The sequence below is a fragment of the Micromonospora sp. LOL_015 genome (assembly GCF_048060275.1).
Classification (GTDB): Bacteria; Actinomycetota; Actinomycetes; order Mycobacteriales; family Micromonosporaceae; genus Micromonospora_E.
On the sequence record NZ_JBHMIO010000001.1, the window covers coordinates 32,214 to 57,877 of the forward strand.

25 protein-coding genes and 1 tRNA gene are annotated in these 25,664 nt (G+C 69.7%); 8 read left to right on the forward strand and 18 right to left on the reverse strand.

Annotated elements, in window-relative coordinates:
- Positions 1-18: 18 nt before the first annotated feature.
- Positions 19-939 (reverse strand): STM4015 family protein, encoded by a 921-nt coding sequence (locus ACFHWU_RS00135; protein ID WP_416589521.1) that lies wholly within the window; start codon positions 937-939, stop codon positions 19-21.
- Between the two features lie 180 nt (positions 940-1,119).
- Here ACFHWU_RS00135 and ACFHWU_RS00140 point away from each other — a divergent pair, with 180 nt between their 5' ends.
- Positions 1,120-1,284, forward strand: a complete 165-nt coding sequence (locus ACFHWU_RS00140) for a hypothetical protein (RefSeq protein ID WP_416589522.1) — start codon at positions 1,120-1,122, stop codon at positions 1,282-1,284.
- A 98-nt stretch (positions 1,285-1,382) separates the two neighbouring features.
- Here ACFHWU_RS00140 and ACFHWU_RS00145 read toward each other — a convergent pair whose 3' ends face one another.
- The 3 genes from ACFHWU_RS00145 to ACFHWU_RS00155 form a co-directional block, all read right to left on the reverse strand.
- On the reverse strand, positions 1,383-1,616 hold the full coding sequence (locus ACFHWU_RS00145; protein ID WP_416555514.1) for a DUF397 domain-containing protein: 234 nt from the start codon (positions 1,614-1,616) through the stop codon (positions 1,383-1,385).
- Positions 1,617-1,690: 74 nt separating this feature from the next.
- Complete coding sequence (locus ACFHWU_RS00150; RefSeq protein ID WP_416555516.1) at positions 1,691-1,906, reverse strand: DUF397 domain-containing protein; 216 nt, start codon at positions 1,904-1,906, stop codon at positions 1,691-1,693.
- On the reverse strand, positions 1,899-2,807 hold the full coding sequence (locus ACFHWU_RS00155) for a helix-turn-helix domain-containing protein (RefSeq protein ID WP_416555518.1): 909 nt from the start codon (positions 2,805-2,807) through the stop codon (positions 1,899-1,901). The genes ACFHWU_RS00150 and ACFHWU_RS00155 overlap by 8 nt, the downstream gene beginning before the upstream one ends.
- Before the next feature lie 307 nt (positions 2,808-3,114).
- On the opposite strand from ACFHWU_RS00155, the gene ACFHWU_RS00160 reads away from it, so the two are divergent.
- Positions 3,115-3,594, forward strand: coding sequence for a hypothetical protein (locus tag ACFHWU_RS00160; protein WP_416589523.1), 480 nt, complete (start codon positions 3,115-3,117; stop codon positions 3,592-3,594).
- Here ACFHWU_RS00160 and uvrB read toward each other — a convergent pair.
- The 3 genes from uvrB to rpsA all read right to left on the reverse strand — a co-directional run bounded on the left by uvrB (position 3,587) and on the right by rpsA (position 8,896).
- Positions 3,587-5,704: an excinuclease ABC subunit UvrB gene (gene uvrB, locus ACFHWU_RS00165; RefSeq protein ID WP_416589524.1), complete on the reverse strand. Its 2,118-nt coding sequence runs from the start codon at positions 5,702-5,704 to the stop codon at positions 3,587-3,589. The two genes, ACFHWU_RS00160 and uvrB, sit on opposite strands and share 8 nt — an antisense overlap.
- Before the next feature lie 279 nt (positions 5,705-5,983).
- Complete coding sequence (gene coaE / locus ACFHWU_RS00170) at positions 5,984-7,177, reverse strand: dephospho-CoA kinase (RefSeq protein ID WP_416589525.1); 1,194 nt, start codon at positions 7,175-7,177, stop codon at positions 5,984-5,986.
- 201 nt (positions 7,178-7,378) lie between these two features.
- Positions 7,379-8,896: a 30S ribosomal protein S1 gene (gene rpsA, locus ACFHWU_RS00175; RefSeq protein ID WP_278170007.1), complete on the reverse strand. Its 1,518-nt coding sequence runs from the start codon at positions 8,894-8,896 to the stop codon at positions 7,379-7,381.
- A gap of 516 nt (positions 8,897-9,412) precedes the next feature.
- Here rpsA and ACFHWU_RS00180 point away from each other — a divergent pair.
- The 4 genes from ACFHWU_RS00180 to ACFHWU_RS00195 all read left to right on the forward strand — a co-directional run bounded on the left by ACFHWU_RS00180 (position 9,413) and on the right by ACFHWU_RS00195 (position 11,598).
- On the forward strand, positions 9,413-10,207 hold the full coding sequence (locus ACFHWU_RS00180; protein ID WP_416555641.1) for a class I SAM-dependent methyltransferase: 795 nt from the start codon (positions 9,413-9,415) through the stop codon (positions 10,205-10,207).
- A 78-nt stretch (positions 10,208-10,285) separates the two neighbouring features.
- Complete coding sequence (locus ACFHWU_RS00185) at positions 10,286-10,909, forward strand: Uma2 family endonuclease (RefSeq protein ID WP_416589526.1); 624 nt, start codon at positions 10,286-10,288, stop codon at positions 10,907-10,909.
- Between the two features lie 49 nt (positions 10,910-10,958).
- Positions 10,959-11,228 (forward strand): DUF2945 domain-containing protein, encoded by a 270-nt coding sequence (locus ACFHWU_RS00190; RefSeq protein ID WP_416589527.1) that lies wholly within the window; start codon positions 10,959-10,961, stop codon positions 11,226-11,228.
- On the forward strand, positions 11,218-11,598 hold the full coding sequence (locus tag ACFHWU_RS00195) for a DUF3140 domain-containing protein (protein ID WP_416555529.1): 381 nt from the start codon (positions 11,218-11,220) through the stop codon (positions 11,596-11,598). Before ACFHWU_RS00190 ends, ACFHWU_RS00195 begins: the two co-directional genes overlap by 11 nt.
- Positions 11,599-11,656: 58 nt before the next feature.
- On the opposite strand, the gene polA is transcribed toward ACFHWU_RS00195, so the two are convergent.
- The 10 genes from polA to ACFHWU_RS00245 form a co-directional block, all read right to left on the reverse strand.
- A complete protein-coding gene (gene polA / locus ACFHWU_RS00200) occupies positions 11,657-14,344 on the reverse strand; it encodes a DNA polymerase I (RefSeq protein ID WP_416555531.1) in 2,688 nt (895 codons plus the stop codon).
- Between the two features lie 87 nt (positions 14,345-14,431).
- Positions 14,432-15,217 carry an amino acid ABC transporter ATP-binding protein gene (locus ACFHWU_RS00205; protein ID WP_416555533.1) on the reverse strand — a complete coding sequence of 262 codons (786 nt, stop codon included), beginning with the start codon at positions 15,215-15,217 and terminating at the stop codon, positions 14,432-14,434.
- Entirely contained in the window at positions 15,217-16,086 is an 870-nt protein-coding gene (locus tag ACFHWU_RS00210; RefSeq protein WP_416555535.1) for an amino acid ABC transporter permease, read from the reverse strand. Before ACFHWU_RS00210 ends, ACFHWU_RS00205 begins: the two co-directional genes overlap by 1 nt.
- A 163-nt stretch (positions 16,087-16,249) precedes the next feature.
- Positions 16,250-17,149, reverse strand: coding sequence for an ABC transporter substrate-binding protein (locus ACFHWU_RS00215; RefSeq protein WP_416555536.1), 900 nt, complete (start codon positions 17,147-17,149; stop codon positions 16,250-16,252).
- A gap of 40 nt (positions 17,150-17,189) precedes the next feature.
- On the reverse strand, positions 17,190-17,900 hold the full coding sequence (locus ACFHWU_RS00220; RefSeq protein ID WP_281550460.1) for an ABC transporter ATP-binding protein: 711 nt from the start codon (positions 17,898-17,900) through the stop codon (positions 17,190-17,192).
- The gene (locus tag ACFHWU_RS00225) at positions 17,890-18,708 is read right to left on the reverse strand and encodes an ABC transporter ATP-binding protein (RefSeq protein WP_416555539.1); all 819 of its coding nucleotides are present in this window, start codon (positions 18,706-18,708) and stop codon (positions 17,890-17,892) included. Before ACFHWU_RS00225 ends, ACFHWU_RS00220 begins: the two co-directional genes overlap by 11 nt.
- Complete coding sequence (locus ACFHWU_RS00230; protein WP_416555541.1) at positions 18,701-19,810, reverse strand: branched-chain amino acid ABC transporter permease; 1,110 nt, start codon at positions 19,808-19,810, stop codon at positions 18,701-18,703. The genes ACFHWU_RS00225 and ACFHWU_RS00230 overlap by 8 nt, the downstream gene beginning before the upstream one ends.
- Complete coding sequence (locus ACFHWU_RS00235; protein ID WP_416555543.1) at positions 19,807-20,757, reverse strand: branched-chain amino acid ABC transporter permease; 951 nt, start codon at positions 20,755-20,757, stop codon at positions 19,807-19,809. Before ACFHWU_RS00235 ends, ACFHWU_RS00230 begins: the two co-directional genes overlap by 4 nt.
- Before the next feature lie 99 nt (positions 20,758-20,856).
- Complete coding sequence (locus ACFHWU_RS00240; protein WP_416589699.1) at positions 20,857-21,981, reverse strand: branched-chain amino acid ABC transporter substrate-binding protein; 1,125 nt, start codon at positions 21,979-21,981, stop codon at positions 20,857-20,859.
- A 279-nt stretch (positions 21,982-22,260) separates the two neighbouring features.
- Positions 22,261-22,884 carry an ANTAR domain-containing response regulator gene (locus ACFHWU_RS00245; RefSeq protein WP_416589528.1) on the reverse strand — a complete coding sequence of 208 codons (624 nt, stop codon included), beginning with the start codon at positions 22,882-22,884 and terminating at the stop codon, positions 22,261-22,263.
- 106 nt (positions 22,885-22,990) lie between these two features.
- Here ACFHWU_RS00245 and ACFHWU_RS00250 point away from each other — a divergent pair.
- Positions 22,991-23,067: transfer RNA gene (locus ACFHWU_RS00250), tRNA-Leu, on the forward strand.
- 45 nt (positions 23,068-23,112) lie between these two features.
- Here ACFHWU_RS00250 and ACFHWU_RS00255 read toward each other — a convergent pair.
- Entirely contained in the window at positions 23,113-23,805 is a 693-nt protein-coding gene (locus ACFHWU_RS00255) for an NUDIX hydrolase (RefSeq protein WP_416589529.1), read from the reverse strand.
- 200 nt (positions 23,806-24,005) lie between these two features.
- On the opposite strand from ACFHWU_RS00255, the gene ACFHWU_RS00260 reads away from it, so the two are divergent.
- On the forward strand, positions 24,006-25,664 hold the full coding sequence (locus tag ACFHWU_RS00260) for a hypothetical protein (RefSeq protein ID WP_416589530.1): 1,659 nt from the start codon (positions 24,006-24,008) through the stop codon (positions 25,662-25,664).

A 25,664-nucleotide genomic window follows, 5' to 3' on the forward strand; every position in this document is an offset into this window, starting at 1 on the left:
GGTGAGGTTAACAACCGGTCATTCGCCGACCGAGACGTACCGCCCCCGGTGCGCGTCGACCTCCTGCTGGTCGCTCAGGTCGATGTCGACGCCGGGCAGCGCGGCCGGCAGTCGGACCATCATCGCGTCGGACAGGTAGTGCCGGTGCAGGTCGAGTCGGCGCAGGTGGGTCAGCGGCTGCCCGGCGAGCAGGGCGGTGGCACCGTCGTCGCCGAGAGTGCCCAACGACAGGTCGATGGTTTCCAGGCGGGGCACCACCGCCGCCGCGGTAAGCGCGGCGGCGACCGCGTCGGCGATCTCGGCGTTGCGCAACCCGAGGGTACGCAGCGCGGGCAGCCGGGTGCCGTCGAGGATCGGCGCCAGGTCGTCCACTGAGGTGTCACCTTCGTAGTCGGGGGTGCCCAGCCACAGTTCCAGGTGGGTGCAGGCCGGCAGGTCGCTGGCGGCGACGGCGCGGGTGAGGGTGGCCGGCAGCCCGCCGGACTCGATGGCGAACTCCCGCAGCCCGGTGTGGCGCACGGGCTGCAACTGCAGGGACATCGCGCCGCGTACCCGCAGCACCTGCAGCGCCGGGTAGGCGGCCAGCAGCGGGGTGACGTCGGGCTGCAGGATCCAGGAGATCTCGCACTCGTCGAAGGTCATCTCGCCGAGGAAGACGGCCCGCAGGTTGGTCAGCCGGGGCGCGGCGTCGACCAGCAGCTCCAGCGGGAACGCGACGTCCCACGGTTCGCCCCAGTCGCCGGTCACCAGCGTCTCGACGCTCGCCGGGTCGACGGTGTCCAGCCAGGTGGCGAAGAGCTGGGCGAATTCGACCTCGTCCTCCTCCGACGTGCTGAGCCGCCAGGCGACCGGGGTGCCGGTGTGCTGCGCCGCCGTCTGCGGGTCGAAGTCGACCACCGGCAGTCCGGCGAAGTGGGTGATGTGCTCGTTGATGGTCATCGACGGTGCTCCGGGGAGGGCGTGGGGCTGCGGACCCGGCACGATAGCAACCCGGTGCGACGCCGCGCTGCCCGTGTCGACGCCTCAACACCGGCCTCCCGTGCAACGCCCGGGCCGAGGTCAAGCTGACCCTGGCCCCGTTGGGGTGTGAGGCTCGCCGGATCTGGGAGAATCGACGTCATGAGCCGGGCGGAGTTGTGCAGGCACACCAGGGTTCTGTCCGCGTTGCGGGCGACACAGCTCGACCACTACGCCGAGCACAAGGCTGACGCGGCGGAGATCAAGGCCGGGGTGGCGCAGATCGTGCGGCTGATCGAAGGGCTCGGCGGCGCCCCTGAGTCGTGACCGGGCACTCGACCGTCTACCCGGTCGGCGAGCCAGGCGATCGGTTGGCGGCGCCACGCTGCCGCCCCTTACGGTAGTAGGGCTTCGCCCGCACGACCTCAGCCGCGCAGGCTGTCCACGAAGGAGCGCCAGGCGGTAGCGGGGAAGGCGAGCTGCGGACCGGTCGGATCGGTGGAGTCGCGGACCGCGACGACCCCATCAGCCGGGGCGACCTCGACACAGTCACCGTTGGCGTTGCTGCGGCTGCTCTTGCGCCAGCCCGTCCGCCCAGCTGCGCCGACCTCGACACAGTTTCCATTGGCGTTGCTGCGGCTGCTCTTGTGCCAACGCATCGGCTCATCTGGGGTCGGCCCGGCCGAGGAACCAGACGTAGTTGAGGTGGAAGATGTCAGTGGACACGCCATCGTCACTCCTTCAGGTCGAAGTGGCCCGCATGGGCGCTGGCGAGGAACGCCTTCCAATCGTCGCGGGAGAAGGCCAGCGCTGGGCCGCCCTTCTCCTTGCTGTCACGTACGGCGACAATCCCATCGCAGCTCGGCACGCCGGTCGCAACCTCGACGCAGTTGTTGCTGTTGTTGCTGCGGCTGGACTTGCGCCACACCGCTCCGGTCAGGTCATACATCTCGGGATAGCTCCTTAACTGCCTGGTGAATCATGTCCTTGGAGGCAGGTTGATCCAGGGCGCTGTCGCTGATACTGGTCATCGCACGGTCGAACCGGGTGACCTCGCTCGGCTCCTCGAACCAGAGTCCTCCCAGAAGAACGTCCGAGTACACCACCGGTGGCTCGACGCCGTCGGGGAACCGCAGGATCACGAAGCTGCCGGACACCAACCCGTCGTGGAGTCCAGCCGTGAAGGGTAGCACACGCACCGTGATATTCGGCCGCTCACTCATGGTCGCAAGGTGCCGAAGCTGTTCGGTCATCACCGCAGGGCCTCCGACCACCTGCCGGAGCACCGACTCACCCAGCACGGCGTCCAGCCGAACGGGATTCGGCCGGGTCAGGATCTCCTGCCGGCGCAGCCGCATCTGGACCCGTTGCTCGATCTCGTCACCGTCTCGTTCCCTGTTGTCTGGGACGCTGACCAGCGCGCGAGCGTACCCTTCGGTCTGCAACAGGCCGGGCACAAGCTGCGACTCAAAGGTGTCGATCTCGCTCGCGTCCTGTTCCAGACCGATGTACGAGTCGAAGTTCGTCTGCGCCAAAAGCTCGTGGTAGGGCTGATACCAGCCCTTGACCTTGGTCGTCTCGGCGAGCTGCACGAGCGCCTCGCGGGTGGCGGCGTCGGCCTCGTACAGCTCGCACAGGCCATGGATGTCCTGCTTGATCCGGATGCGGACCCCTGGCTTGCCGGTCTCTATCCGATAGAGGGTGGAGGGCACGCGCTCGATGTACTCGGCCGCCGCGCCCTGCGTGATGGCCTTGGCTTCGCGCAGTTCGGTCAACAGCCGTCCGAGCCTCCTGCGCGCGGCCATCGAGCCCGAGCCGTCGGGCCCAGCGGTGCCCCTCCTTGTGGTCATTCGTCCCTCCCACCCTGCAGCCTAGTCGTTCCGCGTGGATCATCACGGTCCGACCTAGACGGCGTTCGCCACAGTCCGTTGATCACGGTATACGAGCATCAAATCCCTTGTCACGATGACCTGATCCACACACCATGGTCCGCACCCCTTGTTTCGCAGTATTGCGGTTTAGGGTCTGTTGGTGTTGACTGACATACATGAGGCTCGACATCCCGCGACTCGGCGGCGCGGTCAGCCCGGCCCGGCGTAAGGCCGGTAGCCGGCACCGACACCGGCAGGTCAAGCTCCCCCAACCGAGACTCACGGCGTGTCTGCCGAACGCACCGCGACTGTGATTCTCAGCGAAGACAACCTGGAGGAAGTCATGAACGGAACCTCACCGCCCACGCAGTTCCTGCTGATCGAGCCGGTCGACCCGGTGGACGGGGCGCCTGAGTTTCCAGCCGTCGGGTGGGGTCTGGAGTACGCCGACGAGGCACTGGTCTACTTCCGGCACCCGCAGCGGGAGATCCGCGAGGTCGGCATCTTCCGCACGGTCGAGGACGCCTGGACGTTCTACCTGCAATGGGGTGAGCTGGAGCTGATCCGCCCCGGCGAGCCGGGCTGGCCTTCCCCACCTGCCCAGGCGACACCACCGCTCAGGCAGGCAGCTCCCGACAACGATCCCGCCGAGCAGCAGCGCGACGACGAGGCAGGACTCGACGACACCTGGGGGCTGCTCTGGCGGGCCTACCAGCGCCCCGGCGCGGAGCTGGCCCAGCTCATCCCCGGTAATCGGCTCAGCTGACGCCGGCGACGTCCATCGCCCGCAGCTCCTTCTTCAGCTCGGAGATCTCGTCGCGGATCCGGGCGGCCAGCTCGAACTGCAGTTCGCGGGCGGCGTTCAGCATCTGGTCGTTCAGCTCCTGGATCAGTTGGGCCAGGTCGGCGCGGGCCATCCCGGCACTCGACGGGGTGGCGGTGCCCCGGCCCCTGCTGCGGGTCTCCGGCACCGGGCCCTTGCCGCGCGACATCTGCCGGCCGGAGCCGCCGACCGACCGACCGGCGAGCGCGCCGTCGGTGTCGTCGGCCTCCCGGTAGATGTCGTCCAGGATGTCGTGGATCTTCTTGCGCAGCGGCTCCGGCGAGATGCCGTTGGCCTCGTTGTACGCCACCTGCTTGGCCCGACGCCGGTTGGTCTCGTCGATCGCGTCCGCCATCGACGGGGTCATCTTGTCGGCGTACATGTGGACCTCGCCGGAGACGTTACGGGCGGCCCGGCCGATGGTCTGGATCAGCGACCGGCCGCTGCGCAGGAAGCCCTCCTTGTCGGCGTCGAGGATCGCGACGAGCGACACCTCGGGCAGGTCCAAACCTTCGCGGAGCAGGTTGATGCCGACCAGTAGGTCGTAGTCGCCCTTGCGCAGCTCGCGCAACAGCTCCACCCGGCGCAGCGTGTCGACCTCGGAGTGCAGGTAGCGCACCCGGATGCCGTGCTCCAGCAGGTAGTCGGTGAGGTCCTCGGCCATCTTCTTGGTCAGCGTGGTGACCAGCACCCGTTCGTCGCGGTCGGTGCGCAGCCGGATCTCGTGCATCAGGTCGTCGATCTGGCCCTTGGTTGGCTTGACCTTGACCTGCGGGTCGACCAGGCCGGTGGGGCGGATCACCTGCTCGACGAACTCGCCGGCCGCCTGCTCCAGCTCCCACGGCCCGGGGGTGGCGGACAGGAACACCATCTGACCGACCCGTTCCAGGAACTCGTCGAAGCGCAGCGGCCGGTTGTCGGCCGCGCTGGGCAGCCGGAACCCGTGGTCGATCAGCATCCGCTTGCGCGAGGCGTCGCCCTCGAACATGCCGCCGATCTGCGGGATCGTCACGTGCGACTCGTCGACGACGGTGACGAAGTCGTCCGGAAAGTAGTCGAGCAGGGTGTGCGGCGGACTGCCGTAGTCGCGGCCGTCGATGTGCATCGAGTAGTTCTCGATGCCGGAGCAGAAGCCGACCTGGCGCATCATCTCGATGTCGTACGTGGTGCGCATCCGCAGCCGCTGCGCCTCGAGGAGCTTGCCCTGCCGCTCCAGCTCGGCGAGCCGCAGGGTCAACTCGGCCTCGATGTCGCGGATCGCCCGCTCCATCCGCGCCGGCCCGGCGGCGTAGTGCGTGGCCGGGAAGATCAGCAGCTGGTCGACCTCGCGCACCACGTCACCGGTCAACGGGTGCAGGTAGTAGAGCCGCTCGATCTCGTCACCGAAGAACTCGATGCGGACCGCCAGCTCCTCGTACGCCGGAATGATCTCCAGGGTGTCGCCGCGGACCCGGAACGTGCCCCGGCTGAACGACAGGTCGTTGCGGGCGTACTGGATGTCGACCAGGCGGCGCAGCAGCGAGTCGCGGTCCTGCTCGGCGCCGGCGGTGACCTTGACCGCGCGTTCGAGGTATTCCTGCGGGGTGCCGAGGCCGTAGATCGCCGAGACGGTGGCGACCACGATCACGTCGCGGCGGGTCAGCAGGGACATGGTCGCCGAGTGGCGCAGCCGCTCCACCTCCTCGTTGATCGAGGAGTCCTTCTCGATGTAGGTGTCGGTCTGTGGGATGTACGCCTCGGGCTGGTAGTAGTCGTAGTAGGAGACAAAGTACTCCACCGCGTTGTGCGGCATCAGCTCGCGGAACTCCTTGGCCAGCTGGGCGCAGAGCGTCTTGTTGGGGGCCATCACCAGGGTGGGCCGCTGCAGCCGCTCGACCAGCCAGGCGGTGGTGGCGCTCTTGCCGGTGCCGGTCGCGCCGAGCAGCACCGAATGCCGGTCGCCGCGACGCACCCGGCGCTCAAGCTCGTCGATGGCTGCCGGCTGGTCGCCGGCCGGCGAGTAGTCGCTGACGACCTGGAAGCGGCCGTCGAGTCGCGGAATGTCGAGCGCCATGGCCCCAACCTACGCCGTGGGTCCGACAGAGTGCCGCCGGTCGCCGATCGGCATCGATATTGTCATTGTGTGGGTTGCCTCACCCGCGATACCGTTGCAGGGTAGGCCGCTCGCGGCGGCCGCGCGGACCACCGGCAGCGCCCATCGCGGCGCGCCACGGGTCCGGATGTTCGGGTAGCTGCCCTGGCGCCAGCCGGTGAGCGCACCCGGAGTTGTCACGCCCCGCGTGACCCGGCCGCCGCGAGCGCCCCACCTACTCATCCCCGCCGGTTGGTCCTGTCACGGCTGCCAGCCGGTCTCCTCGATCCACCGCAGCAGGTGCGGCCACGCCTGGTCGAACCACGGCTCCTTGGCTTCGGCGTACTCCCGGGTGGTCGGCCGGTCGGTGGTCAGCCGGCGCTTGGTCGCCAGGTAGTCGGCCCGGGTTGCCGGGTCGGCGCGCAGGTGGTCGCGGAACGCCAACGCGTAGCGCCAGCCCGGCGAGTCGGCGACCCGCACGTGCAGGTTGACCGGCCGGCCCGGGTCGGCGTTGCCGTGCAGCCGCTTCGGCCAGCGTTCACCCGGCTGGCCGGTGCCCGGGTCACGGCGCGGGTTGTCCCACCAGTCGCCGGGAAACCGGGGGAACCCGGCGGCGGCGAGGGCGGCGGCGCAGCCGTCGGCATCGTCCAGCGACTCAACGGTGAGCTGAATGTCGATGACGTCCTTGGCCGGCAGACCGGGCACCGAGGTGGAGCCGATGTGGTCGACCCTTCGGTCGGCGCCGACCGCCCGCCGCACCCGGGCCGCCAGCCGGTCGAACTGCTCCGGCCAGGTCGGGTCGGGCTCAGCGAGGACCGCCCGCGGCGGGCGCGGCGCGGGCCGGCCGGCCCGCAGGTTCGCCTCGTACGGCACCAGCCGGTCGCGCCAGAGCCGGTCGACGGCGGCGGTGAGGTCGTCGCGGCGGCCGTCGTTGGCCAGCAGCACGTCGGCGGCGGCGCGGCGTTGCGCGTCGTCGGCCTGGGCGCGGATCCGGGCCCGCGCGTCGTCGGGTGCCATCCCCCGGTCGCGGGTCAGCCGTTCGACGCGCAGCGTCTCGGCCGCCGACACCACGACCACCAGGTGGTACGTGGCGGCCAGCCCGGTCTCCACCAGCAGCGGCACGTCGTTGACCACGACCGCGTCGGTCGGGGCGGCGGCGGTGAGTTCGGCGGTACGGGCCCGGACCAGCGGGTGCACGATCTCCTCCAGCCGGCGCCGGGCGGCCGGGTCGGCGAAGACCCGGGCGCTTAGGGCGGGCCGGTCCAGGGCACCGTCGTTGGCGACGACGTCCGGCCCGAAGGCCGCGACGACCCGGGCCAGTCCGTCGGTGCCGGGCGCCACCACCTCCCGGGCGAGCCGGTCGGCGTCGACGATCACCGCGCCGTGTGTGGCGAGCCGGTTGGCGACGGCGCTCTTGCCAGCGCCGATGCCGCCGGTGAGACCTACCCTCAGCATGCCGCCCAGTGAACCGGATCGGCTGCCCGGCCGGTCCGCCGGGGGGCTCGTGTCCGCCAGTTCGGGTCAGTGGGTGGTCCCACAGGGGCGGGCCGCACAGTGGGCGCGGCAGACAGTGGTACGCCACGACAGACAGCGGTCCCGCCGGGCATTACGCCCGGCGGGACCGCTGTCTGTGTCAACCGGTGTTGCTATGAGGCCTCAGCTCTTGCCGCCGGCCAGCTTCTCCCGCAGCGCGGCGAGCGCCTCGTCGGTGGCGAGGGTGCCGGCCGGCTCCTCGCTGGCCCGCGACGGGGTCGAGCTGGAGGTGGCCCCACCACCGCCGCCACCGCCACCGCCCGCGGGGGCGGCGACCGGCGGAGCCGGGTTGGCTGCGGCGTCCGCGTCGGCGGCCCGGGCGGTCTGCACCTGCCGGGTGTGCGCTTCCCAGCGGTTGCGGGCCTCGGCGTACTGCTGCTCCCAAGTCTCCCGCTGCTTGTCGAAGCCTTCCAGCCACTCCCCGGTCTCCGGGTCGAAGCCTTCGGGGTAGATGTAGTTGCCCTCGTTGTCGTACGTGGCGGCCATGCCGTACAGCGTCGGGTCGAAGTGCTCCTCGCCCTCGACGAAGCCCTCGTTGGCCTGCTTGAGCGACAGCGAGATCCGGCGACGCTCCAGGTCGATGTCGATGACCTTGACCATGACGTCCGAGCCGACCTGGACGACCTGCTCGGGGATCTCGACGTGCCGCTCGGCGAGCTCGGAGATGTGCACCAGACCCTCGATGCCGTCGTCGACGCGGACGAACGCACCGAACGGCACCAGCTTGGTCACCTTGCCGGGCACGATCTGCTGGATCGCGTGGGTCCGGGCGAACTGACGCCACGGGTCTTCCTGGGTGGCCTTGAGCGACAGCGAGACCCGCTCGCGGTCCAGGTCGACGTCGAGCACCTCGACCTCAACCTCCTGGCCGACCTCGACCACCTCGGACGGGTGGTCGATGTGCTTCCAGGACAGCTCGGAGACGTGCACCAGACCGTCCACCCCGCCGAGGTCGACGAAGGCACCGAAGTTGACGATCGAGGAGACGACGCCCTTGCGGACCTGGCCCTTCTGCAGCTTGTTGAGGAACTCGGTGCGCACCTCGGACTGCGTCTGCTCCAGCCAGGCCCGGCGGGACAGGACCACGTTGTTACGGTTCTTGTCCAGCTCGATGATCTTGGCTTCGAGCTCGCGGCCGACGTACGGCTGCAGGTCACGGACCCGGCGCATCTCCACCAGCGATGCGGGCAGGAAGCCACGCAGCCCGATGTCCAGGATCAGACCGCCCTTGACCACCTCGATGACCGAGCCGCGGACGACCCCGTCCTCGTCCTTGATCTTCTCGATCGTGCCCCACGCGCGCTCGTACTGGGCGCGCTTCTTCGACAGGATCAGCCGGCCTTCCTTGTCCTCCTTCTGCAGGACAAGGGCTTCGATGTGGTCGCCCACCGAGACAACGTCGGCTGGGTCCACGTCGTGCTTGATCGACAACTCGCGCGAGGGGATGACGCCCTCGGTCTTGTAGCCGATGTCGAGCAGGACCTCGTCCCGGTCGACCTTGACGACGGTACCTTCCACGATGTCGCCGTCGTTGAAGTACTTGATGGTCTCGTCGATCGCCGCGAGGAAGGCTTCCTCGGTGCCGAGGTCGTCGACGGTGACCTTGGGGGCGCTCGAGGTGGCCTCGATGCTGCTCGTCATGTGGGCGGTTGCTCCGGATCGGATGGGTGTCACTGCTGGCTTGTCGTTGCGGTGACCTGGCGTGGCTCACGGATCCGCCGGCGGGCACACCGCGACGATGACGTCTTCGTCACCGACCGTGACCGAGGGGATCATCGACCGCCGCTGCCATCATCGGATGTAACCGCCGACCGCGGACCTGCTCCCTGCCGAGGCACACGATCCGCGAGCGCATCGACTAGCCTACCGGTTGCATTACCACAGCGTGCAAGCCGTCCCGGGAGCTATCGGGGCGCGCATGTCGGTGGTTGGGAAAAATCGGACCCACAGGCGGGGATTCCCGCGCTTTCAGAGGCACGCCGTGACGGAGATCACAGCTGTTTCGCGGGCCGCCAAGCCTAGCACGCCGGGCCGGTAACGCTCCCACGCGGCGCTGCCCGTACTGTCTGCGCCGTGACCACCGCGACGCCCACGCCCGGCGGCGGACCCGACGGCGGGCCGGACTCCGACCTCCTCCCGGATTCCGACCAACTCAGAGTGACCAGGAACGAGGTCACCGATCAGCAGGCCCGGCAGGCCAACCGACGCTGGTGGGACTCCGACGCCGACGCCTACCAGGCCGAGCACGGCGGGTTCCTCGGCGACGCCGAGCTGCGCTGGTGCCCGGAAGGGCTGCGGGAGGCCGATGCCGGGCTGCTCGGCGCCGTCGCCGGGCGGCGGGTGCTCGAACTGGGCTGCGGGGCCGCCGCCGGCAGCCGGTGGCTCGCCCGGCAGGGTGCCCGTACCGTCGCCCTGGACCTGTCGGCGGGCATGCTGCGCCAGGCCGTCGCCGGGGCCGACCGCACCGGCGTACGGGTGCCGCTGGTCCAGGCCGACGCACTGACGCTGCCGTTCGTCGACGCCGCGTTCGACACCGTCTGGACCGCGTTCGGCGCGGTGCCGTTCGTCGCCGACTCGGCCGCCGTGATGCGCGAGGTGCACCGGGTGCTGCGCCCCGGCGGGCGCTGGGTCTTCGCCGTCACCCACCCGATGCGCTGGATCTTCCTCGACGACCCGGGCGAGCGCGGCCTGGTCGCGGTGCACTCCTACTTCGACCGGCGACCGTACGTGGAGACCGACGACGACGGCACGCCCAGCTACGTCGAGCAGCACCGTACGCTCGGCGACCGGGTCCGGGAGCTCGTCGCCGCCGGGTTCCGGCTGCTGGACGTCGTCGAGCCACCGTGGCCGGACGGGCACGAACAGATCTGGGGGCAGTGGAGTCCGCTGCGCGGCCGGCTCTTCCCCGGCACCGCGATCTTCGTCGCCGACCGGCCGCCCACGGCTGGCTGAGACGGCCACCGTGCACCGCGCCGACCCGCCGCGCGCCGCCGGCCCTCGCCGACACCCCGACGGCGGTACGCTGACCGGGTGAGCGCCGAGCCGATCCGTCCTGCCGCAGCGGCCGGCGGGGCGTGGACCGCACCGTGGCAGCCGGACCCGGTCCGGCAGCAGCTGGCTGACTACAGCATCGAAGACGTCCTCGCCCTGCCCGCCGACGCCCCCCGCGTCGAACTCCTCGACGGAGTCCTCACCGTGGTTCCCTCCCCCACTCTCGACCACCAGGACATCTCGTTCCTGCTCTGCGCCTGGCTGCGTCGGCACGCGCCGGACGGCTACCGGGCCACCCAGGCGGTCGGGGTCGCCGTCGGGCCACGCAACACCTACGAGCCCGACGTGCTGCTGCACCGCGCCGAGGGCAGCCGCGACCGGCACTACCTGACCCCCGACGAGGTGCTGCTGGTCGTCGAGGTGGTTTCCCCGGCGACCCGCCGCCGGGACCGGTTCGACAAGCCCGCCGGGTACGCCGCCGTCGGCATCGGCCACTACTGGCGGGTCGAGCAGGACCCGGTGCGGATCTACGCCTACCAGCTCGGCGACCGGCCGGGCGCCAGCGGCGAGCGGGAGTACGCCCTCGTCGCCGAGTCCGCCGACCTGCTCGAACTCGACGCCCCGTTCCCGGTGAAGCTGCCGATCTCCGAGATCACCCCGTAGACCCTGCCCTGACGGGATTGCCGGCCCGGCCAGCGGGTACCCGGCCGCCATGGCGAGGAACAAACGCCCCCGCGAGGGCGACCGACCCGACCAACGGCCCGGCCGACCGGTCGAGCACCCCCGACCCGGTGACCGGGTCAACTGGCGCAGCCACGGGGTGACCGTGCCGGGCACCGTCGAAGAGGAGATCACCACCCGGCGGAAGTCCGCCGGACGTACCGTGGTCGCCGATCCGGAACATCCGCAGTACCGGGTCCGTAGCGACAAGTCCGGCCGCGACGCGGTACACAAGCCGGAGGCGTTGCGCCGTGCCGAGTGACCGCACCCGCACCGCCGGGCACCGGCCGACCCGGACCGACACCTCCGACGGCGCCGCCGCGTACCGGGAGTTCGTCGAAGCGGTCAACATGAGCCCGGGTGAGTTGGAGAAGTGGCTGCGGACCCCGGAGTCGACCGCCGCCGGGCAGCACCACGACGGCGGCGAGTCGGTCGGGCACGCCTCCGGCCGCCGAATCGTCGACCTGCTGCGGACCAAGCGGGAGGCGCTGTCCGACGACGACTACGCCCACATGCGCAAGGTGGTCGGGTACGTGCACCGGCACCTGGCCCAGCGCCCGTCCGGCGACGTCAGCGACACCCGGTGGCGGCACTCGCTGATGAACTGGGGCCACGACCCGCTGAAGGCGTGACCGGAGGCTGGCCGCGGTCGGTGCGGGCCGGCCCGTTCGGAGTCGGGTCACCGGGCGGTCAGTGCCCTGCGGTGTGCCAGTCGGTGCCGACCCCGACGGAGACCTCCAGCGGCACCGACAGCGGGTGGGCGCCGCCCATTTCGCGGCGGACCAGGCTCTCCAGCTCGGCCCGCTCCCCCGGCGCCACCTCGAAAACCAGTTCGTCGTGCACCTGCAGCAACATCCGCGACCGCAACGACGAGGTGCGCAGTGCGGTGTCGACGTGCAGCATCGCTACCTTGATCAGGTCGGCGGCGGAGCCCTGGATCGGGGCGTTGAGCGCCATCCGCTCGGCCATCTCCCGACGCTGCCGGTTGTCGCTGACCAGGTCAGGAAGGTAACGACGGCGGCCGAGGATGGTGGAGGTGTAGCCGTCCTGACGGGCTTGGCCGACCAACGCCTGCAGGTAGTCACGGACCCCACCGAACCGGCGGAAGTACTCCTCCATCAGCGCCTTCGCCTCGTCGGTGGCGATGCCGAGCTGCTGGGACAGGCCGAAGGCGCTCAGCCCGTACGCCAGCCCGTAGTTCATCGCCTTGATCCGCCGACGCTGCTCGGCGTCGACCGACTCCAACGGCGCCTGGAACACCGACGCGGCGGTGACGGCGTGGAAGTCCTCGCCAGAGTTGAATGCGTCGATCAGTGCCTCGTCGCCGGACAGGTGCGCCATGATCCGCATCTCGATCTGGCTGTAGTCGGCGGTCAGCAACGATTCGTAGCCGGCCCCGACCACGAACGCCCGCCGGATCCGGCGGCCCTCCTCGGTGCGGATCGGGATGTTCTGCAGGTTGGGGTCGGTGGAGGAGAGCCGACCGGTGGCGGCCACCGTCTGGTTGAAGGTGGTGTGGATCCGGCCGTCGTCGGAGATCGACTTGAGCAGCCCGTCGACGGTCGACTTGAGCCGGGCCACGTCGCGGTGGCGCAGCAGGTGGGCCAGCAGGGGATGCTCGGTCTGGGCGAACAGCCACTGCAGCGCGTCGGCGTCGGTGGTGTAACCGGTCTTGATCTTCTTCGTCTTGGGCAGCCCCAGGTCGGTGAAGAGGATCTCCTGCAGCTGCTTGGGCGAGCCGAGGTTGAACTCGCGCCCGATCACCCCGTACGCGGCCTGGGCGGCGGCCTTGACCTCGGCGGCGAACTGCGCTTCCAGCTCGGTCAGGTACTCGGTGTCGGCGGCGATGCCGGCCTGCTCCATGCCGGCGAGGACCTCGACCAGCGGCAGCTCGACGTCGGCGAGCAGCCGGGTGGAGGCGTCCCCGTCGCGGGCCAGCTCGGCGTCGATCGCCGCCGCCAGGTCGAGGGTGGCCCGGGCGCGCAGCATCAGGTTCTGCTCGACCTCGCTCTGCGGGCCGAGCCCGTCGAGGGTGAGCTGGCCGTCGTCCGGGGCGTCGACCCGCAGCTCCCGGTGCAGGTAGCGCAGCGCCAGGTCGATTAGGTCGTAGGAGCGCTGGTCCGGCCGGGCCAGGTAGGCGGCAAGCGCGGTGTCCCGGTCGATGCCGTCCAGCGACCAGCCGTGCGCGGCGAACGCCAGCCGGGCCGGTTTGCTGTCGTGCAGCACCTTGCGCCGCCGGTCGTCGGCGAGCCAGCCGGCGACCGCCGCCTCGTCGGCGGCGTCCAACGCGGCCGGGTCGAACCAGGCGGCGGCCCCGACTGCGGTGGCCACCGCGATCGCGGTCAGGGTGCCGGTGCCCCGGCCGAAGCTGCCGGCGACCGCGACGCCGACGCTGGCGCCGGCCGGGGCGTGCTCGGCCAGCCAGGGGGCGACCGCCCCAGCGCCGAGCACCTCGCCGGCCAGGTCGAAGCCGGCTTCGGCCTCCGGCTCGACGGCGTCGAGGTACTGGTAGAGCCGGTCCCGCAGGATCCGGAACTGCAGGCTGTCGAAGACCTGGTGGACGGCTTCCCGGTCCCACCCGGTCCACTTGGCGTCGGCGGTTGCCACCGGTAGCTCCAGGTCGGCGATCAACCGGTTGAGCTCGTAGTTGCGCAGCACGTCGGCAAGGCGCTCACGCAGGCTCTGCCCCGCCTTGCCCTTGATCTTGTCGACCTGGGCGACGACGCCGTCCAACCCACCGTACTGGCTGATCCACTTGGCGGCGGTCTTCGGACCGACCCCGGGCACCCCGGGCAGGTTGTCGCTGGACTCGCCGACCAGGGCGGCCAGGTCGCGGTAGTGCTGCGGGCCGACCCCGTACCGGGCGGTGACCGCCGCCGGATCCATCCGGGCCAGGTCGGAGACGCCCTTACGCGGGTACAGCACGGTGATCCGGTCGTCGATCAGCTGGAAGGCGTCCCGGTCGCCGGTGCAGATCAGCACGTCCATCCCGGCGTCGCGGCCCTCGCAGGCCAGCGTGGCGATGATGTCGTCGGCCTCGTAGTTCTCCTTGCTGACGAACGGGATCCGCAGCGCGTCGAGGACCTCCTGGACCAGGCTGACCTGGCCGGCGAAGTCGGTCGGGCTCTCCGATCGGCCGGCCTTGTACTCGGCGTACCGCTCGGTGCGAAACGACCGGCGGGACACGTCGAAGGCGACCACGATGTGGGTCGGCCGCTCGTCACGCAGCACGTTGATCAGCATCGAGGTGAAGCCGTAGACCGCGTTGGTCGGCTGGCCGGTGCTGGTGGAGAAATTCTCCACGGGCAGCGCGAAGAACGCCCGGTAGGCCAGCGAATGGCCGTCGAGCAGCAGCAGGCGGGGCGCATCGTCGGTCACGTCAAGCGACTCTAGTCGTGGGGTACGACACCGTGCCGGGCGGCTCGCGCCAGGCGCGGTGACCCCGCACCGGGCGGCTCGGCGGGGTCACAGCACCTTGCTGAGGAAGGCTCGGGTCCGGTCGTGCCGCGGGTCGGCCAGGACCTGCCGGGGTACGCCCGACTCGACCACCACCCCGCCGTCCATGAAGGCCAGCGAGTCACCGACCTCCCGGGCGAAACCGATTTCGTGGGTCACCACGATCATCGTCATCCCGTCCCGGGCCAGGTCCCGCATCACGTCCAGCACCTCGCCGACGAGTTCCGGGTCCAGCGCGCTGGTCGGCTCGTCGAACAGCATCAGCTTGGGCCGCATGGCCAGCGCGCGGGCGATCGCCACCCGCTGCTGCTGCCCGCCGGACAGCTGCCCCGGGTAGGCGTCCGCCCGGTCCGCCAGACCAACCCGGTCCAGCAGCGCCGCCGCCAGCTCACGGACCGCCGGCCGGGGCTGGCGGCGGACCCGCAGCGGCGCCTCCATCACGTTGTCCAGCGCGGTCATGTGCGGAAACAGGTTGAACCGCTGGAACACCATGCCGATTTGCTGGCGCTGCGCGGCCACCTCCCGGGCGGGCAGCTCGTGCAGTCTGCCGCGCCGCTGCCGGTAGCCGACCAGTTCCCCGTCCACCCGGATCCGCCCGGCGTCGATCTTCTCCAGGTGGTTGATGCAGCGTAGGAAGGTCGACTTGCCGGAGCCGGACGGCCCGATCACGCAGCACACCTCACCGGGCCGGACCGCCAGGTCCACCCCGGTGAGCACGTCGACCGAGCCGAACGACTTGTGCACGTTCTCGGCGTGCACCATCAGGGTGTCCGACCCGACGGGCGGCGCGGTCATCAGGTCCCCTTCGCAGCAACGGTGCCGAAGCCGCGGGAGAACCGCCGTTCGACGAAGGACTGGCCGACCATCAGCACGCTGGTCAGCGCCAGATACCACAGGCAGGCGGCGACCAGCATCGGAAAGACCTGGAAGGTCCGCGAGCCGACCGCCGACAGTTGGAAGAACAGCTCGTTGGTGACCGGTACGAAGGCCAGCAGCGAGGTGTCCTTGAGCATCGCGATGGTCTCGTTTCCGGTCGGCGGCACGATCACCCGCATCGCCTGGGGCAGCACCACCCGACGCAGGGTCAGACCCTGGCTCATGCCGAGCGCGGCGCACGCCTCGGCCTGGCCGGGGTCGACCGAGCCAATGCCGGCGCGGACGATCTCCGCCATGTAGGCGGCCTCGGACAGCGCCAGCCCGAGCAGGCCGGCGACGAAACCACTGATCGCGGTCCGGGCGTCGAAGCCCCAGATCCGGGCCTCGAAGTCGGTGACGCCGAACAGCGCGCCGAGTTGCCGGTCGAACGGCAGCCCGAACTCCAGCCGTTCCCAGAGGATGCCGAGGTTGCCGAAGAGCACCAGCAGCACCACCCGGGGTACCGCCCGGAAGAACCAGGTGTAGAGCCAGGCGACGCCGGCCAGGACCGGGTTGCCGGACAGCCGCAGCACCGCGACCAGCACCCCGAGCGCGACGCCGATCACCATCGCGAGCAGGGTCATCGTGATGGTGGTCCGCACGCCTTCGACGATCGGCGGCCGGAACATGTTGTCGACCATGAACGTCCACTGGAACCGGTCGTTGGTGACCAGCAGGTGGACGAACATCGCGGCGAGTACGGCGAGCACGCCGACCGCCAACCAGCGGCCCGGCCGGCGCACCGGCACCGCCCGGATCGGCTCGGGTCGGTCACGGGCCGGCTCCGGCGACCCGGACCCACGCGGAGGCGGCCCGGACTCGGGCGAGGGCGGCCCGGGTGGGGGTGCCTCCCCGGACGGCGTCACGCCGTCCGGGGAGGAAGGGTTGGCCGCGGACATCGGCAGCCGGGGCTCAGGGGTTGACGGCCGGGTCGGTGATCCCGCCCGCCTCGACGCCCCAGTTGCTCAGCGCCTGCTCGTAGCCGCCGTCGGCGATGATCGCGTCAAGCGCCTCGGCCAACGCCTCGGCGAACCCGGTCTGGTCCTGGGCCACCACGTAGCCGTACGGCGCCGAGTCGTAGATGTCGCCGGACAGTTCCAGCTCGCCGTTGGTTTGCTGAACCGCGTACGCGCAGACCGGCGAGTCGGCCAGCATGGCGTCGTTCTTTCCGGAGACCACCGAGGTGGTCGCCTGGTCCTGCCCCTGGAACTGTTCGATGACGATCTCCGGGTCACCGGCGTCAACGCACGCCGCCGAGCGGGCCTCGATGTCCTCCACCTGCACGGTGCCGGCCTGGACCGCCACCCGCTTGCCGCAGGCGTCGTCCGGGTCGACCGGTTCCCCGGCCCGCGACGCCCACTGGGTGCCGGCCGAGAAGTACGACACCATGTCGACCTGGGCCTTGCGCTCGTCGTTGATGGTGAACGAGGAGACCCCGATCTCGTACTTGCCGGACATCACCCCGGGGATGATGTCGTCGAACTGACTGGGCACGTACTCAGTGGTCAGGCCGAGCTTGCCCGCGACGGTGTTGAACAGGTCGACGTCGAACCCGATGACGGTGCTTCCGTCGGTGTCGAGGAACTCCGCCGGAGCGTAGGTCGCGTCGACGCCGACCAGGATCTTGCCGTCGGCCTTGATCTCGTCGGGGACGAGCGCGGCCAGTTCGTCGTCGGCCGACGCGCTCGGCGCGTCGCCGCCGGGCTGTTCGACGCTGTCCTGCTCACCGCAGCCGGCGACGGCCAGCAGGAGAGCGAGCGCCCCGGCGAAGCCGGCGGCGGCCCGCCGGATCCGGTGATGTGAGGTGGTCACGTTTCCTCCGAGGGGGTGGTCGGGTCGTACCGGTGCCGGGTCAGGCGACACCGAGGTACGCCTCCTTGACGGCCGGGTCGTGCAGCAGGTCGGCGCCGGTGCCGGACTTGACGATCCGACCGGTCTCCAGCACGTACGCGCGGTGCGCCCGGGACAACGCCTGTTGGGCGTTCTGCTCGACCAGCAGGACCGTGGTGCCCTGCTGGTTGATCTCCACGATGATGTCGAAGATCTGCTGGATCAGCATCGGGGCGAGCCCCATCGACGGCTCGTCGAGCAGCAGCAGCTTCGGGCGGCTCATCAGCGCGCGGCCCACGGCGAGCATCTGCTGCTCGCCGCCGGACAGCGTGCCGCCGTGCTGCCTGCGGCGCTCGGCCAGCCGGGGGAACAGGCCCAGCACCCGGTCCAGATCGGCGGCGATACCGGCGCGGTCGCGCCGGGTGTACGCCCCCATGTCGAGGTTCTCCAGCACCGTCATGCCGGGGAAGATGCCCCGGCCCTCCGGTGCCTGGCACAGTCCGCGCCGGACCCGCAGGTCGGCCCGGAGCTTGGAGATGTCCTCGCCGTCGAAGGTGATCCGCCCGGCGGCGATCGGCCGGATGCCGGAGATCGCCCGCATGGTGGTGGACTTGCCGGCGCCGTTGGCACCGATCAGGGCGACGATCTCGCCCTCGTTCACCGTCAGGCTGATGCCGTGCAGCGCCTGGATCCGCCCGTACAGCAGGCTGACGTCGTCGATCTCAAGCAACATCGTCGGGCACTCCCAGATAGGCGGCGATCACCCGGTGGTCGTCCCGCACCTCGGCGGGCAGGCCTTCGGCGATCTTCTTTCCGAACTCCAGCACCACGATCCGGTCGGTGACCCCCATGACCAGACGCATGTCGTGCTCGATCAGCAGCACGGTGACGCCCCGGTCGCGGATCTGCCGAATCAGCTGGAGCAGCTCCTCCTTCTCCGCCGGGTTGAACCCGGCCGCCGGCTCGTCGAGGCAGAGCAGCGCCGGGCTGGTGGCCAGCGCCCGGGCGATCTCCAGCCGCCGCTGTTCGCCGTACGACAGGTTGCGGGCCATCTCGTTGATCCGGTGGCCGATGCCGACGAAGTCCAGCAGCTCGCGGGCCTTCTCCCGGCCGTCACGTTCCTCGCGCCAGTGCCTCGGCAGCCGTAGCATCGCCGAGACGACGCTGGTCTTGTGGTGGGCGTCCGCGCCGACCTGAACGTTCTCCAGGGCGGTCATCTCGGGGAAGAGCCGGATGTTCTGGAACGTCCGGGCCATGCCCATCTTGGTGATCTGGTGGCGCTTCTTGCCGGTGATCCGCTGACCGCGGAACCGGATCTCGCCCTCGGTCGGCCGGTAGATGCCGGTCATCGCGTTGAAGCAGGTCGTCTTGCCGGCCCCGTTCGGTCCGATCAGACCGAGGATCTCGCCCTTGTAGAGGGTGAAGTTCACGTCGTCCAGGGCGACCACGCCGCCGAAGCGCAGCGTGACGTGGTCGACCTCGAGCAGGGGTTCGCGGGTCGCGGCGGTCGGGCCGGTCCCGGTCGCTTCGGTGTCAGCCACCGACGGCCACCTCCTTACGGCGGTCCTTGAACTCGGCGGATCGTCGCCGGTTGGCGATCAGGCCCTGCGGCCGGAAGATCATCATGACCACGAGAGTCAGGCCGAAGACCAGGAACCGGTACTCGTAGAGTTCGATGCCGAACATCTCGATGCCCCGGAAGCGTTCGATCAGGTACGCCACCAGGCCGCCGCCGACGATCGCGCCGACGATGTTGCCGGAGCCACCGAGGATCACCGCCGCCAGGATGATGATCGAGTTGAGCAGCTCGAAGTTCTGCGAGCTGACGAAGTTCTGCTTGCCGGCGAACAACGCGCCGGCCAGGCCACCGATCGCCGCGCCCATGGCGAACGCCCACAGCTTGAACTTGAAGGTGGGCACCCCCATCAGCTGGGCGGCGTCCTCGTCCTCCCGGATCGAGACCCAGGCCCGGCCGACCCGGCTGCGGTTGAGGTTGCTGACCAGGATCACCACCACGATGATCAGGGTGAGCACCAGCCAGTAGTACGGGCGGGCATCGAGTACGCCGAAGACCGGTTTGCCGTCGGCGTACTCGCCGGGCGGGTGCGGGATCTGGTTGAGCCCGCGCTGGCCCTTGAGGAACTCGGAGCTGACCGCGGCGATCCGGATCATCTCGGCGAAGCCGAGGGTGACGATCGCCAGGTAGTCGCCGCGCAGCCGCAGGGTCGGGGTGCCGAGCATCAGACCGGAGATCATCGTGATGCCGATCGCCAGTGGCAGCGCCATCTCCCACTGCCAGAGCGTCTGGAGGTCGCTGCTGGGTGAGGTGAGCACCGCGACCGTGTACGCCCCGACGGCAAAGAAGCCGAAGTACCCGAGGTCGAGCAGGCCGGCGAAACCGATCACGATGTTCAGCCCGACCGCCAGCAGCACGTAGATGGAGACGGTGAACAGCACCTGACCGAAGTTGGACTCGGTGGTCGGGATCGGCCCGAGGTGCTGATAGAAGCCTTCGTTGGGCAGGGCGTAGAAGAACACCACCACGGCGGCGATCAGCACCCAGCGGGTCCACTTGGGCATCTGGTGCCAGCGGTCGGCGAGCTGGCCGCGTGCGTCGTGCAGCTTGGTCCGCAGACTGGTCATACCCGCGCCCTCCCCAGGGATTCGCCGAGCAGGCCGGTCGGCCGGAACATCAGCAGGACGACCAGCACGGCGAAGGCCACGAAGTCCTTCCACTGCGTACCGAACAGGCCGGAGGCGTAGTTCTCGACCACGCCGAGCAGGAAGCCGCCAAGCAGCGCACCGCGCAGGTTGCCGATCCCGCCGAGCACGGCGGCGGTGAACGCCTTGAGCCCGAGCAGGAAACCGACACTGTAGGTGAGCACCCCGATGCGGACGTTGTAGAGCAGGCCGGCGACACCGGCCATCAGGCCGCCCATCACGAAGATGATCATGATGATCCGGTCCTTGTTGACCCCCATCAGCGCGGCTGTGTTCGGGTCCTGGGCGACCGCCCGCACGCCCCGGCCCATTCGGCTGCGGTTGATGAAGAAGTCAAGGCCGATCATCATGCCCAGCGCCGCGACGACGGTCAGCACCTGCACGATGCTGACCGGCACGCCGGCGACGGTGAACCACGTCTCGTTGCTGACGATGGTCGGCAGGCCCTGCGGCAACCGCCGGGTGTAGATCCCGAACGCCTCGGCCATCACGATGGATGCGCCGATCGCGGTGATCAGGAAGGCCAGCGGCGGCGCGTTGCGCTTGCGCAACGGCCGGTACGCGACCCGTTCGACCAGGGTCGCGGTCGCTGCCGACGCCAGCGCCGCGGCGACCATCGCGATCAGGAAGTAGAAGACGATCTGGCCCACTCCGCTGACCACCGAGTCCTGGGTCAGGCCGAGCGCGCCCCAGGTCCACAGCGCGGCGAACGCGCCGGCGATGAAGACCTCGGAGTGGGCGAAGTTGATGAGTCTGAGCACGCCGTAGACCAGCGTGTAGCCCAGCGCGACCAGGGCATAGATGGCGCCCTGTGTCAAGCCGGTCGTGGTGAGCTCTCCGAAGTTCGAGAGCAGTCCGTTGACGTCCAAGGAGGGTGCTCCATCGAGGGCTGGGAAAAGAGTCGGGTGCGGCCGGGAGCGTGCTCCCGGCCGCACCCGCTAGACAGCTGATCTCGCCGATCGGGCGGATCAGGGCTTGGGGATCTCCTGGTCCGCCACGACCTCGCCGTCGACGACCTTGAACGCCCAGACGACAACCTGGTTGACGTCCATCTCGCCCTTCTCGTCGAACTTGTAGCTGGCCGCGACGCCTTCGCCCTCGTAGCCACGCACCCACTCGAGCAGTGCCTCGCGGGTGGTGTTGCCCTCCTTGATGCCCTCGAGCATGATGTTCGCCGCGTCGTAGGCGGTGTCGCTGTAGGTGCCCGGCTGGCTGCCGTGCAGCGCCTCGTAGTCGGCGGCGAAGCTACCCCGCGCCTCGGTTGCCGGCTGGCAGGGGCAGGTGAGAATGGTGCCCTCGGCCGCAGCCGCTCCGGCCGACTCGATGAACGCCGGGTCGTTGACGCCGTCACCGGCAACCATCGTCGCGGTGACGCCCGCGTCGGTGAGCTGCTTACGGATCAGGCCGGCCTCCTGGTAGTAGCCACCGAAGAAGATTGCGTCCGCCTCCGAGGAACGCACCTTGGTGACGGTCGCGGAGAAGTCGACCTGCTTGCCCTCGCCCTGGACCTTGTCGGAGTCGACAACCAGGTCACCGAGGACGTTCTTGACCTCGTCGGCCAGCCCGGCGCCGTACGCCGACTGGTCGTCGATGACGAAGACCTTCTCCGCGTTCAGCACGTCACGGATGTAGACACCGGCGGCCGGACCCTGGCTCAGGTCGTTGCCGACGCCCCGGAAGAAGGTCGGCCAGCCCTGGTCGGCCAGGCTGGGCCGGGTCGCCGACGGGGTGATGGTGACCAGCCCGGCTTCGGCGAACAGCGGACCGGCCGCTTCCGACTCACCGGAGTACGCCGGACCGACGATGCCGAGCATCTTGTCGTCGTCGATGGCCCGCTGGGCCAGGCCCGGCGCCTGGTCCGGGCTGCCCTGCGAGTCCAGCCCAACCAGCTCGACCTTGCAGTCCGGGTTCGCCTCGTTGTACTGCTCGACCGCGAGCGCCGCGCCGTTGTTCTCGTTGATGCCGAGCGCCGCCGAGGGGCCGGTCAGCGCCCCGAAAAAGGCGATCTTGTAACCACACGCATCGCCGCCAGCTTCCGTGGTGTCGCCATCGCCGCTGCCGCAGGCGGCGCCGCCCGCGACGAGCGCCATCATGGCGACGCCGCCGAGCACGCGGACAAGATTACGCTTCAAGGCTCGAAACCCTCCTAGATCCAATTGGCCCGAACCACCCACTGCCGATTGGCTCTTGCGGGAAGCACGCACCCGGCCGCTATCCCGGCCTTGGGGCGGGACGCTATCCCACCTGCCTGGCACGCCGTAAGGTCCAGGAAGGGCCGTTGACAAAAACGTTACGTAGCGTGGCCTGACTGCCCGTATGGCTGTAACACGCGTCGGCTGTCATCCCCCGACGTCGATCCCGGGCTCGTCTCACTACTGCTGCTGCTGCTGGCTGGCGGCCTCACCGGGCGTCTCGGCCAGGATCCGGTCGGCGACGTCCCGCATGGTCATCCGGTGGTCCATCGCCATCCGCTGGATCCACTTGAACGCCTGCGGCTCGGTCATGCCGTAGGAGGTCATCAACATGCCCTTGGCCCGCTCGACGACCTTGCGGGTCTCCAGCCGGTCGGTCAGCCCGGCGACCTCGGACTCCAGCGCGGCCACCTCGGAGTAGCGGGACAGCGCGATCTCGATCGCCGGCACCAGGTCACTCTTCTGGAACGGCTTCACCAGGTACGCCATCGCACCCGCCGCCCGGGCCCGCTCCACCAGGTCCCGCTGGCTGAAGGCGGTGAGGATGACCACCGGGGCGATCCGGCCACCGGCGATCCGCTCGGCCGCCGCCAACCCGTCCATGATCGGCATCTTGATGTCAAGGATGACCAGGTCGGGCTTGAGCTCCTCGGCGAGCCGGACGGCCGTCTCGCCGTCCCCGGCCTCGCCAACCACGTCGTAGCCCTCCTCCAGGAGCATCTCCGCCAGATCGAGGCGGATCAGCGCCTCGTCCTCCGCGATCAGCACCCGCCTGCGCTCGGCACCCGCCTGCGTGTCGGCCACGTACCCCTACCCCCAACGCTTGCCACCCGACACCCACCGGGTTGGGTGTCGCCGCCTTCAGCGTAGTAGGTAGGCTTGGCATAGCCGGGCCCCAGACCCGACAAAGGTCCCCGTACTCCAACCGGTAGAGAGACGGAGCTCAAACCTCCGACAGTGTGGGTTCGAATCCCACCGGGGGCACCACCCAGCAGGACGCGACCCTTCCGGTCCGGCGGGCCGGACTCGATGTCAGCGCTGTCCTGCCGCTGTCTCCCCGCTTCCGCTTCGCAGCATCGGCGGGTAGAGCTCGGTCGCCCCACCGGCACGGTAGAGCGCGGCGGGTCGGCCCACGTCGGTCACCCGGCGGTGGCCGGTAGGGACCAGAAAGTCGTCGGCGTTGACCACCTTCCGGTGGAAGTTGCGGGGATCGATGCTCATCCCCCACACCACCTCGTACACCCGCCGCAGCTCGGTGATGGTGAAGGTTGGCGGGCAGAACGCCGTCGCCAGCGTCGTGTACTCCAGTTTGGCGCGGGCCCGCTCGACTCCGTCGGCCAGGATCGCGGCGTGGTCGAAGGCGAGGTCGTCCGGGCCGAGCTCGTCGACCGGCGTCCACCTGGCGTGTCGCGCGTCGGTGCCGGCCGCCGGCAGCGGCAGGTCCGGAGCGAGCGCGAGGTACGCGATGCTGACCACCCGGCCACGCGGATCACGCCCGGGCTCGGTGTAGCTGTACAGCTGTTCGAGGTGGAGGGCGCGGCCATCGATCCCGGTCTCCTCGGCGAGCTCCCGCAGGGCGGCGGCGCCGGCGTCCTCAGTGGCGCCAACGAACCCTCCAGGTAGGGCGGTCCTGCCCAGGAAGGGTGGCATGCCTCGTTCGATCAGCAGCACGTGCAACCGCTCGTCTCGCACGGTCAACACGACCAGGTCAACCGTCAGTGACACTAGGGTCACTACTCCTCGACCGTTCACGGCCTGAGTGTATCCAATCGTCACCTTGACGATAACCGATTGCCCACTTACGCTTGGTAACTAATCTCGTCATCTTGACGAGATCTATCGCCTAACCGTGGCGGCCCGAGCACCGCCCGATCGTTCGTCCAACCCGCCAACCGATGTCAGCACCCTCCCTGGAGGTCACCCCCATGACCGATCAGTTCTCCCCCGTGCCACCGCAGCGGCCGCCTACGCCGCAACCGGCAACGCCGCCGCAACCGGCGGTGGCAGTGGCGCCCGCTGCGGCTACCCGACACCTCGTCGTCGGTGCGTACCTTGACGAGCGGTTCTGCCGAGCCGCGCTACGGGAGGTGTACGACCAGCCGACCCGGGCGGTGGCACCGTCCTACGGGTTCGACCTCGGCACCGTGCTCGGGCACTGCCGCCAGGCCGGGCGCATCCTCACGATCCGGGACTCCGTCATCGTCGGAACGCTGTTCCTCAGTTTCTGCATCGGAGGGTTCGGCATCCTAGCGACCGGCATGCTGCTCGGCGCCGTGCAGTCGGTTGTCTCGATAGTCCGGTTGGTCCGCGACTCTCTGCACCGGACAGCCGTCAACGAGTCGCGACGGCTGAGCCGGATCGTTGGCTCCGCCGTCACGAGTCTGGTCAGCATCGGCGCGTTCTGGCTGTTCCTGGCGCTGCTTTTCGGCTCCGCCAGTCTCCTGGTGACCAGTCAGGCGTTCCAAGGCGAAGACCCCGTCACGAGCGTACTGGTAGTCGTCCATATCGGAGCCGTGACGGCTCTGTGCGGTGCGTTCGGGCCCACCGTTGTCGCCAACATCGTCCGGTGGCACGAGGCCGCGCAGCATGGGCCCGCTAGCCGTCCGCCGGCCCCGCCGTCGGACGGCCGGATCCAGGAGATCCTGCGGCAGCAGGGCGGGAACACCATTGTCTACTCCGGCTACTCTCCCTTCGTCGGATCGGGAAAGGTCCTGGGAATCTCGGACCTGGCCGTCCGGATGATCCGCCCGCAACAGGGCTTCGATGACCAGTCCTCCGAGTCGCAGCGGGAAATCGACGAACTTCCTTTCGCTGCGGAGCAGCTCGTCGGATACGTCCGGGACCGGCTCGCGACGCTCAGTCAGACGGACTCGCCGGAGCACCTGTTGCCGGGTCTGACAGTGGTGGACAAAGTCTTTACGGCGGGCACCGAGACCACCGAACTAGCCCAAATGACCTGGGGACCGGCGATGGTGGACATAATCCGGCAGCCGCGCGACGCCCGCCGGCACTACCTTGCCTGCCAGGTCACCTCCTGGCGGGGCGAGCTGGTCACCACCGTGTACGCGCACTTCGCGCTGCAGGGCCGCACGCTCTACCTCGAGATCGCCACCTGCGCGCTGGCCCCGTGCCGCGACGAGTACCGGATCGTCGACGACGTCAGCAGCATCGGACTACTGCCCTACGCCAGGGCCGCCCTGTCCGGTCTGGCCGAATCACCGCAGGTGGTGGCTATGGCTCCGGCCAACCTGGCCCGGACCGTCGTACGGTCGCTGATCCGGCGCGTCGCGACGAGTCGGTCGGCCCTGCCGTACGGCATCGACCGGGGCGCCCGGGTCGGAATTCGCGAGCTGGCCACCTTCGACGAGGTCCGGAACGACTTCCAGAACCAGGACGTCGCGAAGTACCAGGAGATCGTCACCCGCCGCCTGGTCGCCGCCACCCTCGACTTCCTCGTCGATCAGGGGGTGGACGTCACTGAGTTCCGCCAACGCGCGAACGTCCTGATCAACAGCGGCATCTACGCCGGTGGCGACGTGCAGACCGGCGACGTCTCCAGCTCGTTCAACCCGGGCCGGAAGTGA